At 43.7% G+C, this 14,071-nt stretch carries 15 protein-coding genes; 12 read left to right on the top strand and 3 right to left on the bottom strand.

The window, feature by feature from the left end; genetic code table 11:
• Positions 1-60: 60 nt before the first annotated feature.
• The 4 genes from AC0L13_RS14525 to AC0L13_RS14510 all read left to right on the top strand — a co-directional run bounded on the left by AC0L13_RS14525 (position 61) and on the right by AC0L13_RS14510 (position 3,806).
• Positions 61-1,569, top strand: a complete 1,509-nt coding sequence (locus tag AC0L13_RS14525) for a coproporphyrinogen III oxidase (RefSeq protein WP_473640791.1) — start codon at positions 61-63, stop codon at positions 1,567-1,569.
• A 55-nt stretch (positions 1,570-1,624) separates the two neighbouring features.
• A complete protein-coding gene (locus AC0L13_RS14520) occupies positions 1,625-2,008 on the top strand; it encodes a VOC family protein (protein WP_473640789.1) in 384 nt (127 codons plus the stop codon).
• Positions 2,009-2,133: 125 nt separating this feature from the next.
• Positions 2,134-2,913, top strand: a complete 780-nt coding sequence (locus AC0L13_RS14515) for an enoyl-CoA hydratase (RefSeq protein ID WP_473640787.1) — start codon at positions 2,134-2,136, stop codon at positions 2,911-2,913.
• 80 nt (positions 2,914-2,993) lie between these two features.
• Positions 2,994-3,806 (top strand): STAS domain-containing protein, encoded by an 813-nt coding sequence (locus AC0L13_RS14510; protein WP_473640785.1) that lies wholly within the window; start codon positions 2,994-2,996, stop codon positions 3,804-3,806.
• A gap of 6 nt (positions 3,807-3,812) precedes the next feature.
• Here the strand turns inward: AC0L13_RS14510 and mgsA are convergent, their stop codons facing one another.
• A complete protein-coding gene (mgsA, locus tag AC0L13_RS14505; protein ID WP_473640784.1) occupies positions 3,813-4,259 on the bottom strand; it encodes a methylglyoxal synthase in 447 nt (148 codons plus the stop codon).
• A 76-nt stretch (positions 4,260-4,335) separates the two neighbouring features.
• The gene (locus AC0L13_RS14500; protein WP_473640782.1) at positions 4,336-4,521 is read right to left on the bottom strand and encodes a YhzD family protein; all 186 of its coding nucleotides are present in this window, start codon (positions 4,519-4,521) and stop codon (positions 4,336-4,338) included.
• A gap of 162 nt (positions 4,522-4,683) precedes the next feature.
• On the opposite strand from AC0L13_RS14500, the gene AC0L13_RS14495 reads away from it, so the two are divergent.
• The 8 genes from AC0L13_RS14495 to yhaM all read left to right on the top strand — a co-directional run bounded on the left by AC0L13_RS14495 (position 4,684) and on the right by yhaM (position 12,897).
• On the top strand, positions 4,684-4,881 hold the full coding sequence (locus AC0L13_RS14495) for a helix-turn-helix transcriptional regulator (protein ID WP_473647032.1): 198 nt from the start codon (positions 4,684-4,686) through the stop codon (positions 4,879-4,881).
• A gap of 2 nt (positions 4,882-4,883) precedes the next feature.
• On the top strand, positions 4,884-5,195 hold the full coding sequence (locus AC0L13_RS14490) for a hypothetical protein (protein WP_473640780.1): 312 nt from the start codon (positions 4,884-4,886) through the stop codon (positions 5,193-5,195).
• A 19-nt stretch (positions 5,196-5,214) separates the two neighbouring features.
• The gene (locus AC0L13_RS14485; protein ID WP_473640778.1) at positions 5,215-5,517 is read left to right on the top strand and encodes a DUF2178 domain-containing protein; all 303 of its coding nucleotides are present in this window, start codon (positions 5,215-5,217) and stop codon (positions 5,515-5,517) included.
• Positions 5,518-5,580: 63 nt separating this feature from the next.
• On the top strand, positions 5,581-6,480 hold the full coding sequence (locus tag AC0L13_RS14480; protein WP_473640776.1) for an ABC transporter ATP-binding protein: 900 nt from the start codon (positions 5,581-5,583) through the stop codon (positions 6,478-6,480).
• On the top strand, positions 6,473-7,726 hold the full coding sequence (locus AC0L13_RS14475; RefSeq protein ID WP_473640774.1) for an ABC transporter permease: 1,254 nt from the start codon (positions 6,473-6,475) through the stop codon (positions 7,724-7,726). The genes AC0L13_RS14480 and AC0L13_RS14475 overlap by 8 nt, the downstream gene beginning before the upstream one ends.
• 121 nt (positions 7,727-7,847) lie before the next feature.
• Positions 7,848-9,077, top strand: a complete 1,230-nt coding sequence (locus AC0L13_RS14470; RefSeq protein WP_473640772.1) for a metallophosphoesterase family protein — start codon at positions 7,848-7,850, stop codon at positions 9,075-9,077.
• Positions 9,074-11,962, top strand: a complete 2,889-nt coding sequence (locus tag AC0L13_RS14465) for an ATP-binding protein (RefSeq protein ID WP_473640770.1) — start codon at positions 9,074-9,076, stop codon at positions 11,960-11,962. Before AC0L13_RS14470 ends, AC0L13_RS14465 begins: the two co-directional genes overlap by 4 nt.
• Positions 11,959-12,897: a 3'-5' exoribonuclease YhaM gene (yhaM, locus tag AC0L13_RS14460; protein WP_473640768.1), complete on the top strand. Its 939-nt coding sequence runs from the start codon at positions 11,959-11,961 to the stop codon at positions 12,895-12,897. The genes AC0L13_RS14465 and yhaM overlap by 4 nt, the downstream gene beginning before the upstream one ends.
• 256 nt (positions 12,898-13,153) lie before the next feature.
• Here the strand turns inward: yhaM and AC0L13_RS14455 are convergent, their stop codons facing one another.
• Complete coding sequence (locus AC0L13_RS14455) at positions 13,154-14,035, bottom strand: peptidylprolyl isomerase (RefSeq protein ID WP_473640766.1); 882 nt, start codon at positions 14,033-14,035, stop codon at positions 13,154-13,156.
• Positions 14,036-14,071 lie beyond the last annotated feature (36 nt).

The raw sequence follows: 14,071 nt of genomic DNA, 5'->3' as shown, positions 1-14,071 counted from the left end.
CGGTTTTTTTGTGTTATTATTTCAGGTATTAGAAACGATAATAGAAAGATGGATCAAAACATGCAAAAAATAATTCTTACAAAACCATTCGAACAAGATTGGATACGGATGTTCACCCATCTCGCTAACCTCTTCTTCGAACAATCGAAAGTCCTCACAGATCCAAAAGAAGAAGGAATTCTTGTCGATCTATCCATAAGTAAAGACAATGGAACAATTCAAGGATACGCCTATTTAACGTACGATGGCAATGAATTCAATGCGACGTTTATTGAACAAGTAACGACGGACAATTCCGAAACCGAGACACGTCAGCTGAAAAGGGTTTATTCCCACGTATTCCTCGAAGTTTTGGAGCAGCTCACCGGCATGAAACAATCTTGGGGAATTCTGACGGGAATTCGTCCGATGAAACTTTTCCACAAGTACCGCCAACAAGGACATGATGTCGAAGCGGCAAAACGTCTTTTAATGGAGAAGCACCGGATTTCCGAAGAGAAAAGTGAGCTTTTAGCAACGATAGAGAACGTTCAGCTACAGGCAATCCCTGACTTGCATCAAATTGAAAACGATGTGAGCATCTATATCGGCATTCCATTTTGCCCGACAAAATGTGCATATTGCACGTTTCCGGCTTACGCAATCCATCGGAAAAACGGCCGTGTCGAATCTTTCCTTGACGGGTTGCATGAAGAAATTCGTGAGATCGGGAAATGGTTGAAAGAACGGGACATCAAGATTACGACAATCTATTTTGGCGGAGGAACGCCGACTTCTATCGAAGCAGATGAAATGGATGCCCTTTATAAGACGATGTATGATTCATTCCCTCATATGAAAGAAGTGAGGGAAGTAACTGTCGAAGCGGGGCGTCCTGACACAATTACGTCTGCTAAAATCGATATCCTGAAAAAATGGGGCATCGATCGGATCAGCGTCAATCCGCAATCGTATACGGATGAGACGTTGAAGGCGATTGGCAGGCATCATTCCGTCCAAGAAACGATCGATAAATTCTGGCTGTCCCGAAATATGGGGATGAAAAACATTAATATGGATCTTATTATCGGCTTGCCGAATGAAGGGCTCGAAGAATTCCGCCATTCGCTTGATGAAACAGAAAAGATGCAACCCGAGTCGCTGACAGTCCATACGCTTTCATTCAAACGGGCTTCCGAGATGACGAGGAACAAAGAGAAATATAAAGTGGCGGATAGAGAAACGGTTGAACAGATGATGAAGATGGGCGAGCAATGGACGAAGGAAAACGGTTATGTTCCGTATTATTTGTATCGCCAAAAAAACATTCTCGGTAATTTAGAGAATGTCGGATATGCGAAGCCGGGCGAAGAGAGCCTTTACAACATCATTATTATGGAAGAAGTGCAAACGATCATCGGAATCGGTTGCGGCGCATCGAGTAAATTCATGGATCCGGCTACCGGCAAAATTACCCAATTCCAAAATCCGAAAGATCCCGCTGCCTACATCCTAACGTTTGAAGAATATATCGAAAAGAAAATTGAGCATCTTGAAAGGATTTTTCCTCAGACAATCCAAGTTGACTGAGCGCAAAATAATGGAGTTAGTTGAGTACCATATATAAAAAATGGAGGCAAAAATAATGAAAATCATTGTTACAAGTTTATTCGTAGATGATCAAGAGAAAGCGCTAAAGTTTTATACGGAAAAGCTAGGCTTTGTAAAAAAGCACGACGTTCCAGCCGGAGAGTTTAGATGGATTACGCTAGTTTCTCCTGAGAATCAAGAAGGTACCGAACTTTTGCTTGAACCGAATAACCATCCTGCGGCCAAAGATTATCAAAAAAAGATATACGCAGATGGCATCCCAGCAACAATGTTCGCAGTTGAAGATATTCAAAAAGAATTCGAGAGATTACTGGAACTCGGTGTGAAGTTTTTTATGGAGCCGAAGACAATGGGCGAAATCACTCTAGCGGTCTTCGACGATACATGCGGAAACCTAATTCAAATTGTGCAACAGTAATTTTATAACTTGCAACAACCCCTGTCATTTTGTGATAGGGGTTTTTAAAAAAATAAAGGGTTTCTAGAATAGTCATCGAATAAGTAGTAATGAATGGTTATTCATTAATGAAGGGGTGGAATGTGATGTACTCTACAATTGAACTGACGAAGGAAGGGCGCCTTGCCCGGTTAAAGCTAAATAGGCCAGCTTCCATGAATGCGATGGACGACATAATGATGAAGGAATTAGCGGATGCTTTCGAAGCATTGAAATCAGATACGGAAGCCCAAGTATTGATCATCCATGGAGAAGGTAGAGCATTTTCGGCTGGTGGAGATATTAAGAAAATGGTTGACCCGGATTCACCAATGGATATTGGAAAGGTGATGATCGATGTATCGCGCTTGGCAAAAGAGTTATACGAACTGCCGCAAATTACGATTGCTTCAATTCACGGCGCTGCAGCTGGGCTCGGTTTCAGCATGGCGCTCGGCTGCGATGTCATCGTTGCTGAAGAAAACAGTAAACTTGCGATGAACTTTATCGGAATTGGTCTTGTGCCTGACGGAGCGGGCCATTTCTTTTTGAAAGAGCGAATCGGAGTGCCGATGGCGAAACAACTCATCTGGTCCGGAGAAGTGATGAACGGAGAAAAGGCGAGAGAAAAGGGGCTTGTCGATCAAGTAGTTCCGGACGGGACTGTTGGCCAAGCTTCCGAAGCACTCGCACAAAAGTTTCTATCGGCTCCAATCGCAGCGATGCTTGCCTCCAAAAAGATTTTACATGAACAGAAGATTGCTGAATTGGAAAATGTGTTGCGGTTGGAAAGCGAAATGCAAGTAAAGATGCGAAAAACAAAAGACCATTTGGAAGGAATTAAAGCATTCGTAGATAAACGAAAACCAGTTTTTATAGGAGAATGATTTTACGTACAGCTGTTGTCCCATAATAGAGGATAACAGCTGTCACTACCTGAAAGTATAAAATCAAGTGGAGGGAATTTATGTCAAATTCAATTGATTTCGAAGTGAATAGATTTATTAAAGAACATGGGGAGAGCTTTGAAGAAGAATTATTGAAAGAGGCGTCAACAGTAAGGGCAAAAATTAATAACATACTTGAAGTGGGGAATATTGATTTAATCAATAATGCACATAAACTTGTCAGTTATACGATGGAATCTAAGTTGGAAGAACTTCAGCAATTTGCTGGAAGGGAAGGAATTGCTTGGGCAACTCATTCATTGACATTAGCGTTTAAATTGGAGTGGGTGCAAGCCATCCGTAGGACAGTTTGGACGTTCGTTCAAAAATTTATCGATGAATATAAGGTGGAAATTGACTTTTTTCAGTTGGAGAAACAGATTAACATTTCTATCGATAAATTCCTAAACGCTTTTTTCATTAGTTACTCCTCCTATAAGGATGAACTATTGAAGGCTCAAAGGGAATTGGTTGAAAACCTATCGGTACCTATCATCCCGATTACACCTACTGTTTGCATTCTTCCTATCATAGGTTCCATCGATTATTACAGGTCGAAAGTGATGGAAGAGAAGGTGTTGATGGAAGTTGGAAGATTGCATATTCAAACATTACTAATGGATCTATCAGGAATAGCTGATATGGAAGCGGAAGTGATTGATGAGTTAAAGAAGATCATTGACGGGGCAGCCATGATGGGATGTACGACTGCAATTACGGGATTAAGACCGGATGTCGTTCGGGGTATGGTGCGTCTAGGTGTACAATTCGATAGGAATACTCAAATGGTCGGAACGCTACAGCAAGCATTGAGCATTTATTTTACAAATTGAAAAGACTTAATCCTCTACGGGATCAAGTCCTTTTGATTTGTATTTATCTGCTGTGTCGCGCCATGTGAAATATCCTCTTTCCACTGCAGCAATTAACAGTTCGGCTGTTGCGATATTTGTTGCGAGAGGTATTCCATATACATCGCAAAGGCGCAGCAATGCGCTAACGTCAGGCTCATGGGGTTGGGCTGTTAGCGGGTCGCGGAAGAACAGGATCAAGTCCAGCTTTCCGGTAGCGACCATGGCGCCGATCTGCTGGTCCCCTCCTAGTGGTCCGGACATCATCCGGTTAACGTGGAGCCCGGTTTCCTGCATAATCCGTTTTCCAGTTGTACCAGTTGCATATAACTCATATTTCGAAAATACATGTTTGTATGCAATCGTGAAATTCACCATTTCATCTTTTTTCTGATCGTGGGCAATGAGTGCAATATTCAAGTGGAGCACCTCCATACTGTGGCTTGCCCCATTAACATATCATAGCGGCACAATTGAAGCCAAATCTTATAAATGGTTTTGCCAATAATTATTATACGTGAAACAGCAATAGCTTCCCTGCCGGTGATGCGAGGCGATGCGTTTGTTCAAGGAGATTCTTTTCTTCGAGCAATGCATGGCCTTTTTCTTTTGCCGAGTCATCGTTTTCTGCCGTAAATGTTTCCTCTGCAATTAACTTTCCTGTTTTTTCATAAGCCGTCAATTTATAAGTTCTCAACCTGATCACCCTTCCGTCCTTTTCTCCATTATACTATGAACGCTTCAAAAATGAATAGTTATTCATTTCGAAAAATAATTTGTAAAGGTTGCTTGACATTTCGCATATAGTAAAGTAACCTTTACGTAAAGCGACCTTTACAATGAAAGGGGGAGCATGTAACTGAATAACTTGATAAAAGAAATGCGTACTGAGATGGGATTGACGCAAGATGATCTTGCGGAAAAGCTGGAAGTATCAAGGCAGACAATCATCTCTCTTGAAAAAGGCAGGTATAATCCATCGTTGGTATTAGCATTTAAAATTGCGAAGCTCTTTGATTGTCGCATTGAGGATATCTTCAAACCGGAGGAGGAGTGATTATGTACGAAGAGTTTGACATTTGGGTATTTTTGTCGGGGTTGCCGCTTGGATTAGCCATATGGGCAATCGTTTGGTTTTTTGTGAGAAAAAAAGGGAAAAAAGAACGTATTTTTGATGAAAGATATATAAATCTCCATCGACACGCAAGATCAATCTCCTGGAAGGTGATGACTGGTGCCATTTTAATTGCTTGGATCATCGTCATGATTGTTGAAGGAGCGAAATTGGCGTTTTTCATCCTAACCGCGCTGTGGGTCATTCATATGCTTTCATGGCTGATTGGGGCAGCGATTGCCAACAAACATCATTAATCGGAAAGGCGGGGGGATTATGATACCAACAATTGAAAGTTTAGCAGGGTTCATTACGGGCGCGGGTGTCGTCTTATTCATAGCCTTCCTTTATTTCAGGAAAGGCAAAAAGGAACGTCGTTTTGATGAGAGATATGAAGAAGTTCATACAAAAGCGAGAACGATATCGTGGACGATAACCCTTATTGTCCTTATGTTCATGTGGCTAGGATCTTTGCTGTTTGAAGGTCCGAAGCTCGCATTCCTGCTGTTGGCGATAACATATGGAGTGATGCTCATTTCATATGGTATCGGAGTTGTCATAATGAATAAGCGGATTTGACGAAACTATTGGCCTAGGAAGCACGTAAATGAATGAAGACAGATAAAGGAAGGGAAGAAAAAAATGGCATTACAAATCGAGAACGTCACAAAGCGGTTTGGAGATTTCACCGCTGTCGACCAATTGAATCTCACTGTAGACAAAGGGTCTATGTACGGATTCCTTGGCGCGAACGGGGCTGGTAAAACAACTACGTTCCGCATGATTTTAGGGTTATTGAATGCGAATGAAGGGCATATCACTTGGAACGATAAAACAATCTCTTACGAAACGAGTCCGGAAATCGGCTATTTGCCGGAAGAACGCGGCCTGTACCCGAAGATGAAAGTGGAAGACCAGCTCATCTTCCTTGGCGAGCTGCGCGGGATGAAGAAACCAGATGCCAAGAAGGCAATTGATTATTGGCTGGAACGATTCGAAGTGTCTCAAAACAAGAACAAAAAAGTGGAGGAGCTGTCAAAGGGGAATCAGCAGAAGATCCAAGTCATCGCCGCCCTTATGCATGACCCGAAGCTGCTTATCCTTGACGAGCCGTTCTCAGGCCTGGACCCGGTGAACGTTGAAATGCTGAAGCGGGCGATCACAGATTTCCGAAACAACGGAGCGACCATCCTCTTCTCGAGCCATCGGATGGACCATGTCGAAGAATTATGCGAGCGGCTCAGCATTATTCATCGCGGTAAACAAATTGTAAGCGGCTCGTTGCGGGACGTGAAACGGTCATTCGGCAGACAAAATGTACGAATCCGATCTGATTATGATTTGAAGAATCTTGATAATGTACAGGGAGTCATTTCTGTCGCCCATTCAGTCGAGGGTGCTCTGTTCCAAATCGAGAAAGAAGAAGTCGCGAACGATTTGTTAACGGCTGCATTGCAAGCTGGGCCGATCCGTCATTTTGAAATCGAAGAGCCTTCCTTGCAAGACATTTTTATCGCAAAGGTGGGGAAAGAATATGCGTGAGTTTTGGATCGTCTTTAAACAGGCATTTGCGTCAAAGGCAAAATCAAAGTCTTTTATCATCACAACCGTACTCATGATTGCAGCCATCTTTTTATTAGCAAATATCTCAAAAATCATTGAGACGGTTCAGGACGTGACAGGATCAGGAGATTCACAGAACGCCCTTCAAGTCGTTGATTCAAGCGGGGTGCTCGTCGATAAGCTGCAGTTGCAGTTAGCGGACGATATTTCGATCGAGGCGACCGATGAATCGGAAAAGAATCTTGAGGATAAAGTATCGTCTGGGGAAATCGATTCATTCCTTAGTCTCTCCGTCGATGATGCTGGGCTTATCCATGCGAAATATACGACGATGAGCATGATGGATTATTCGTTCCCGATGCGTATCCAAGATGCATTGCAATCAATCCAAACCGAAATGAAAGCAGAAGAGCTTTCACTTACGGGTGCACAAGTTCAAACTTTGTTTACACCCATCCAATTTGACCAGAAGAGCGTCTCACCTTCCGCAAAATCGGAAGAAGAGCTGAATCAGGCGAGAATTCTCGTCTATGTTCTCATGTTCGTCATCTATATGGCGGTCATCATGTATGCGAGCATGATTGCGATGGATGTGGCGAATGAAAAATCTTCTAGAGTAATGGAAATCCTCATCTCAAGCATCTCACCTGTAAAGCATATGTTTGCGAAGGTGTTAGGAATTGGATCATTAGGGATTCTTCAAATTATCATTTACGGAATAACAGGCTACATCGCATTGAAAACGTCTGCGACGGAAGTGCCTGGAGGGTTTTCAGATTTCTTCAGCATGAAAGATGTAAGTATCAGCACATTAGTGTATGCAGCGGTGTTCTTCGTGCTCGGATACTTCCTCTATGCAACGCTTGCTGCATTACTAGGTTCGTTAGTTAGTAGAGCAGAGGATGTTCAGCAAATGATTATGCCGATGACAATGCTCATTGTCGTAGCATTCATCATCTCTGCGACGGGCTTGAGCAACCCTGAGCTCGGCTATGTGACATACGCTTCATACTTCCCATTCTTTGCCCCGCTCGTCATGTTTTTGCGGGTCGGCATGCTCGATTTGCCGATGTGGGAACCGTTGCTTTCGATCGCCATTTTGCTGTTGACAATTTTTGTTCTCGGCTGGTTCGGTGCTCGTGTATACCGTGGCGGCGTCCTAATGTATGGACCTTCACGTTCATTGAAAGACATTAAAAAAGCGATTCAATTAGGGAAAGAATGATGACAAGCCGTTTTTCGTCGAAAGGATCGACGGAAAGCGGCTTTTTCATGAATTATTTTCTAATCTGCTTTCACGTATGGTAAAATTAGAACAAATATTCGTGAGGAAGGGAAGATGCTTGTTGTCTACAATCCGTTTTATACATACGGCAGATTTGCATCTCGATAGTCCGTTCAAAGGGATGACAGGCCTGCCTGCTGCCCGTTTGAATGAATTACGGGAAAGCACATTTACTGCTTTCAACCGACTCATTGACTATGCGGTCGAATCTTCACCGGACTTCGTGGTAATTGTTGGAGATATTTATGACGGAGAAGACCGAAGCTTGCGGGCCCAGCGGAAATTCCAGGAAGGGATGGAAAAGCTCCATACAGCAGGAATTCCAGTCTATATCACGTATGGGAATCATGATCATCTAAGCGGGAACTGGACCCGTTTCAAGCTGCCGCCGAATGTCCATGAATTTTCCGGGGAAGTAGAAGAAATGTCATTGACGGTAAGAGGACAGGACGTCGTAATCCATGGCTTCAGCTACCCGAATAGACATGTTAAAGAAGAAATGGTCAGCAAATACCCGACCGCTTCAAACAATCAATCGTTCCATATCGGGCTATTACACGGAAGTCTCGCCGGAAACGATACACATGCGGTCTACTCGCCTTTCACAATCTCGGATTTGCAGTCAAAGCATTATGATTATTGGGCATTGGGCCATATCCATCTCCGTCAGCAATTATCGGACAACCCTCCGATCGTCTATCCGGGGAATATTCAAGGACGTCATCGGAATGAATCGGGTGAAAAAGGGTTTTACGAAGTGGAGCTCAGTAAAACAGATGCAGTTCTGTCATTCGTTGCGTCATCAGCCGTCCATTTCGGACGTATTCAAATCCCTTGTGCCCGAATTACGCATGCGAATGAATTTCTTGCGGTTTGCGAGGAGGCACTTCTTTCATTCGCAACAGAGCATGGGCCAGCCGTCGTCGATGTTGAAATCGTACATCTCGACGATGAAACAGCCGCTTTCTTTACACAGACAGCAGAAGATATATGGCTGGACGCAATCCGTGAGGTGATGGAAGGCCAGGAACCGTTTGTATGGGTGCAGCGTTTGACGAGCGTCGTCGCTCTCCATAAGCAGGAAAACAATTCGCTTGTAGAATCCGTACTTGGACAAGTTGACAGTTGGTCGACTGAACAGTGGAAACAAGTGCTAGAAGATGTTTATCAACATGTACGAACCGCTAGATACCTCGATCCATTATCGGATTTAGACATCCATGATTTACGGAATGATGTTGAGAAGCTCTTGTTGAATGAATTGCCTACACTGTTGGAGGTGAATCAGTGAAAATTAAACAGATAGTCATTTATGGCTTCGGGAAGCATGAAAACAAGACGATCGAATTCAGTGACGGCATCAATGTCCTCTACGGGCACAATGAAGCGGGCAAGACGACGATCCAACAATTCATTATGCAAACGCTTTTCGGTTTTCCACAAAAGAATAGTGCGCAGCTTCGATATGAACCGAAAGCGGGCGGTAAATTTGGCGGTCAAGTCCATCTGCACGATGATGTGTATGGAAACTGCATTATTGAGCGCGTGAAAGGAAAATCATCGGGGGACGTTACCGTTTATTTCGAAGATGGCACACAAGGCGGGGAAGAAGCTGTCAAAGCTATCGTCAGACAGTACGATCGCGCTTCGTTCGAATCAATTTTCTCTTTTTCTCTTCTTCAGTTGCAAGGCTTCGAGCGGATGGATGAAACCGAGTTAAGTAGGACGCTCCTCTCCTCTGGCACAACTGGCGTCGATACATTATTGCGTGTTGAAAAAAAGATGGAGAAGGAGATGGGGGATTTATTCAAAAAAACTGGTCGCAATCCGGAAATGAATGTCCTTGCCTCCGACTTGAAGGAAATGGAGAAGGAGCTGAAAAACGAACAGGAACGGATTTCTGCATATGCTCCGAAAACGAAACGTATCTATGAACTTGAAAGGGAATGGGACGAAGCTAAACGAGCGTATGATTCATTGCGGGAGCAATATCGGGATCTGGAAGTAGATCTTCAATTATTGCCGTTGAAGGAGAGGAAAATAAAACTCTCAAACAGACTGGAAGAAGTACATACTAACTCTTTTCCAGCTGACGGAATTCGTCGCTTTGAAACGATTACTAGCAGACTGACAGAGATGGAAGCAAAGAAACGCGGTTTGGAAGCCGAAATAACAGCGCTGGCAGAGAAGATGCCGGATGATCCTATTCCGGAGAGACTTACGGAAATCGAGCGTTTGCTTGCGCGTGAGCCGGAGTGGCATGAATGGCGTTCGACAATCGGCGCGCTACGCGAAAATATGGCGCAGTTAAAAGTGAAAAGACTCCGCCTGCTGGACCGTTTAGGCTTGGATAACGCGGATACGGTGTTGCATGCGGACGTTTCGATTCATCAAGAAGAGCAATTATATGAACAACTGCAGAGAGCGGCTGCAATGGATCAGCAAATCGGGTATATGGATAGGCAACTCTCACAGTTGGAGAATGAATTGCGGGACATTCGAAACGAGCAGCTTACTTTGCAAAAGAACTCACCTTCTGAAGTGGAGAGGAAGAAAGCAGAGGAGTGGCCATCTATTCGAAATCGGCTGGCCGAAGCGAAAGCATTTATTCAAATGGGACAGTCGAGGCGAGAAAATGGAAATTCAACAATGGTTTTGATTTTGCTCGTTGTGGCGGCTGCCTTGTCCGTTGTAGGATTGTTCAGCGACCAATGGATCGTCGTTGGACTTGGTGCGGTTCTTGCTGTGATTGCTGTCATTTCAAAACTTGGGAAACGCGGAGGTCAGCCTTCCCAAAAAGATATGGATATGAAGCGATTTGTAGAAGCTTACACAGGACAGGAATCAATAATGGAAGCCATTGTTGAAAAAGTGCGGGACTACGAACAGAAGCAAAGCAGGCTAGCGGAAGTCGCACAATCAACCGAGCGGAAAATGGGAATGCTTGAGGAAGAGTATGGGGTTATTATGCAAGAGAAGGAACAGCTTGAAACATTATTAAGCGGATTCTTTCTTGCTTATGGCCTACGGAAAATACCGAACTCTGGAATCCTTCATGAGTTTTTCAGCATGGTCCGCTCGTTGCAAGAAATGGAGCGTGAGTTGGAAGACAATGAGCGCAAGTCGGACGCGATCCAAGAAGAGATTCGCTTGAGGAAAGTGGAAATAGAAAGTCTTCTATCGACGGACGTGCAGGAATCATCGATCTATGATCAATTGCGTACGGCCTATATTTCATCAAAAGAGAAGTCGCAATCATTTAAAACGATCACGCGTAGGATTGAAGAAATCAAAATACAGAAGCAAGAGGCGGAAGAGCTTCTATCCTCGTTGCGTAGTCAGCAACAGGAGTTGTTCAGAGACGCCGGCGTAGAGACGGAAGAGCAGTATTACAAAGCTTATACGGCATTTCAGGAAACGCTCACTTTGACGCAGCAAATTGACGATATTAATTCCCAACTCTCTATGCATGGCGCAATTGATAAAGAGCTTGGACGTCCGGAAAGCGAACTGCGGGCGGAACTCCACAAAGTTGAAAAGCGCATTTCTGGACTGGAAGAAGAGATGAATTCGTTAGTGAAAGAAAAAACCGCTTTGGAAGTTGAAACGGAGAAGTTGTTAACCGACGATTCCTATCAACGGAAACAGCAACTGTTTGAAATGAAGAAAGCGGAATTTGCCGAGCTTGCGAAACAATGGTCAGTCCGCCAAGCGATTGTCGCTGCTATCAGTGGCATGATGGAAGAGTTAAAGGAGAAAAAGCTGCCTGAAGTGCTGAACAGAGCGGAAAAACTGTTCAGTGAACTGACGGGGGGTGCTTATATTTCTCTCGTATTATCGGAAAATGGTTTATTCCAAGCTGTTGCTCAAAACGGAATCCGTTACCCGATCATTGAACTGAGCCAAGCGACGAAGGAGCAGGCATATATCGCATTGCGACTTTCGTTAGCCAGTGCTAAAGAGGAAACAGCTCCGTTTCCACTATTGTTGGATGATCCTTTTGTCCACTTTGACGAAACTAGATTTTCACGTATGATGACAATAATGGAACGGCTAAGTGCGAAGCATCAGTTCATCTACTTCACATGTCATGATAAGATAGTAGAATACTGGTCGAATGCAACGATTATTAACGTTTCCGAGATAGGAAGCGCCAAGGGGGCGATGACAAGGTGAAGAAAATATTGGAACATCAAGTCGGGGAACCGGTTGATATTTTTTTACTCATTAAACAATCGACGAAGGGTATTACACAACAAGGAAGCCCTTTTATGACACTCATTTTGCAAGATAAAAGCGGTGATATCGAGGCGAAACTTTGGGATACCGGTGAAGAGCAGGAACGTCTATACGCTGCTGCAACGATCGTCAAAGTCGGCGGAGAAGTGCATGAGTACCGGGGGAAAAATCAGCTGCGCATTAAAAGCATACGGCCTGCAAAAGAAGAGGAAGGCGTGACAATTTCAGATCTCGTTCCTTCATCTGCAAAAAGTAAGGAAGTCCTTTTTGAAGAGCTATTGCAATATTTCTTTGAAATGAAAAACCCGCATATCCAGCGAATTACGAGACATCTGTTAAAGAAACATCAAGCAGACTTCCTCGTTTACCCGGCTGCGACAAGGAACCATCATGATTATGTATCGGGCTTGCTTGATCACGTCGTCTCGATGCTGAAGCTAGGAAAGGCAATTGCCGAACTGTATCCGGCTTTGAACAAAGATCTGTTATACGCCGGCATTATTTTGCATGACATCGGGAAGGTCTTTGAGCTATCAGGCCCTATCGGCACGCAATATACGGTAGAGGGGAATTTGCTCGGACATATTACGATCATGGTGAATGAAATATCGAAAGCGGCGGATGAACTCGAAATCCAAGGGGAGGAAGTGATGCTTCTTCAGCATATGGTCTTGTCCCATCATGGAAAAGAGGAATGGGGAAGCCCGAAACGCCCAATGCTGATGGAAGCGGAAATCCTTCATTATATCGATAATATCGATGCGAAAATGAATATGCTTGGCCGGGCATTGTCCAAAACGGTGAACGGTGAATTTACAGAGCGGATTTTCCCGCTGGATAACCGATCATTTTACAAACCGAATATTGATTGAAAAAAGGCTGCCGCAATTCGATATGAATTGCGGCAGCCTTTCAGCCTGTTGACAAACGCTCGCATCCGTTGTTGCTCGTTTCGCTCGTCCGCTCATGAAGTTTAGTTCTATTCGCGTCTTCGCTCAACTTCGCGCCTAGGCTGGCAAGCGTTTTCAATCAGGCTGAGGAAATTCCTGCCCATTGCTACATGCCTAAAAAAGAGTGTAGACAAAGTCAAAGAACGACTTTGTCTACACTCTGGCAGCCTTTTTGTTATTACTTTTCTTCTTCTTTTGTGTCAGCGCTTGCTGGCAAGTAGCTGTCCAAAGCTTTTTTGAACTCATCGACTTTAATGTCGACATCAGCAGCTTTGATTAGTTCTTGAAGCTTCTCTTCGAATTGGACACGTTTCAAGCCATCTTCGATTTCAGCTTTGATTTCATCTTCTGTTTTTTCGGTTTCGGCTTTACGAGTGTCGAGCAATTCGATGATATGGTAACCGAAGCTTGTCTTTACAGGCTCGCTAATTTCGCCTTTTTTAAGAGCATATACTGCGTCTTCAAACTCCTGCACCATTTTGCCAGGACCGAACCATCCGAGGTCTCCGCCTGAATCTTTCGCAGCTGGCTCAGTGGAATATTCCTTCGCTAATTCTGCGAAGTCTCCTCCGTCTTTCACTTTAGCTAATACTTCTTTTGCAGTCTCTTCGTCTTTAACGACGATATGGCGCGCATGAACTTCTGTTTTCGCACGTTCTACGCCTTTTGCGATATCTTCATCAGACACTTTCAATGACTCGATCATTTTCTTTTGAAGCATTTGAGATTTTACGTTCTTCTCAAAGAACTTTTCAGTGATTCCTTGTTGTTGGAGGTACATTTCAAAATTTTCCCCGAAAGGTTCTTTTTGTGCTTTGATTTCCTCTTTCAATTCCTTATCAGAGATTTTATATTCTGTTTCTAATGCTTGTTGAAGAAGCAAGTTTTCAACTACTTGTACACCAATTGCATCCTTCATTTCTTCATATAGATCTTCTTTTGTAATATTTCCGACTTTGGTTGTAGCGATGATTTCATCATCAGCCGCTTTTTGGTCGTTACATGCTGCTAACGTTAAAACCGAAGCTGCCATTGTCATTGCAAGGATTGTCTTTTTCATTATTTTTTCTCCCCTAACTTTTCTGTACGACAGTTG

The sequence above is a fragment of the Sporosarcina sp. QA0331 genome (genome assembly GCF_055808055.1).
The sequence above is the reverse complement of the archived record's forward strand: the minus strand, read 5'-3'. Positions and strand labels throughout refer to the sequence as shown.

Coding starts and splice junctions, on each gene's coding strand:
- AC0L13_RS14525 (WP_473640791.1), top strand. CDS start 61: ATGCAAAAAATAATTCTTACAAAACCATTCGAACAAGATTGGATACGG.
- AC0L13_RS14520 (WP_473640789.1), top strand. CDS start 1,625: ATGAAAATCATTGTTACAAGTTTATTCGTAGATGATCAAGAGAAAGCG.
- AC0L13_RS14510 (WP_473640785.1), top strand. CDS start 2,994: ATGTCAAATTCAATTGATTTCGAAGTGAATAGATTTATTAAAGAACAT.
- AC0L13_RS14485 (WP_473640778.1), top strand. CDS start 5,215: ATGATACCAACAATTGAAAGTTTAGCAGGGTTCATTACGGGCGCGGGT.
- AC0L13_RS14455 (WP_473640766.1), bottom strand. CDS start 14,035: ATGAAAAAGACAATCCTTGCAATGACAATGGCAGCTTCGGTTTTAACG.
- AC0L13_RS14515 (WP_473640787.1), top strand. CDS start 2,134: ATGTACTCTACAATTGAACTGACGAAGGAAGGGCGCCTTGCCCGGTTA.
- AC0L13_RS14475 (WP_473640774.1), top strand. CDS start 6,473: ATGCGTGAGTTTTGGATCGTCTTTAAACAGGCATTTGCGTCAAAGGCA.
- mgsA (WP_473640784.1), bottom strand. CDS start 4,259: ATGGAGGTGCTCCACTTGAATATTGCACTCATTGCCCACGATCAGAAA.
- AC0L13_RS14480 (WP_473640776.1), top strand. CDS start 5,581: ATGGCATTACAAATCGAGAACGTCACAAAGCGGTTTGGAGATTTCACC.
- AC0L13_RS14490 (WP_473640780.1), top strand. CDS start 4,884: ATGTACGAAGAGTTTGACATTTGGGTATTTTTGTCGGGGTTGCCGCTT.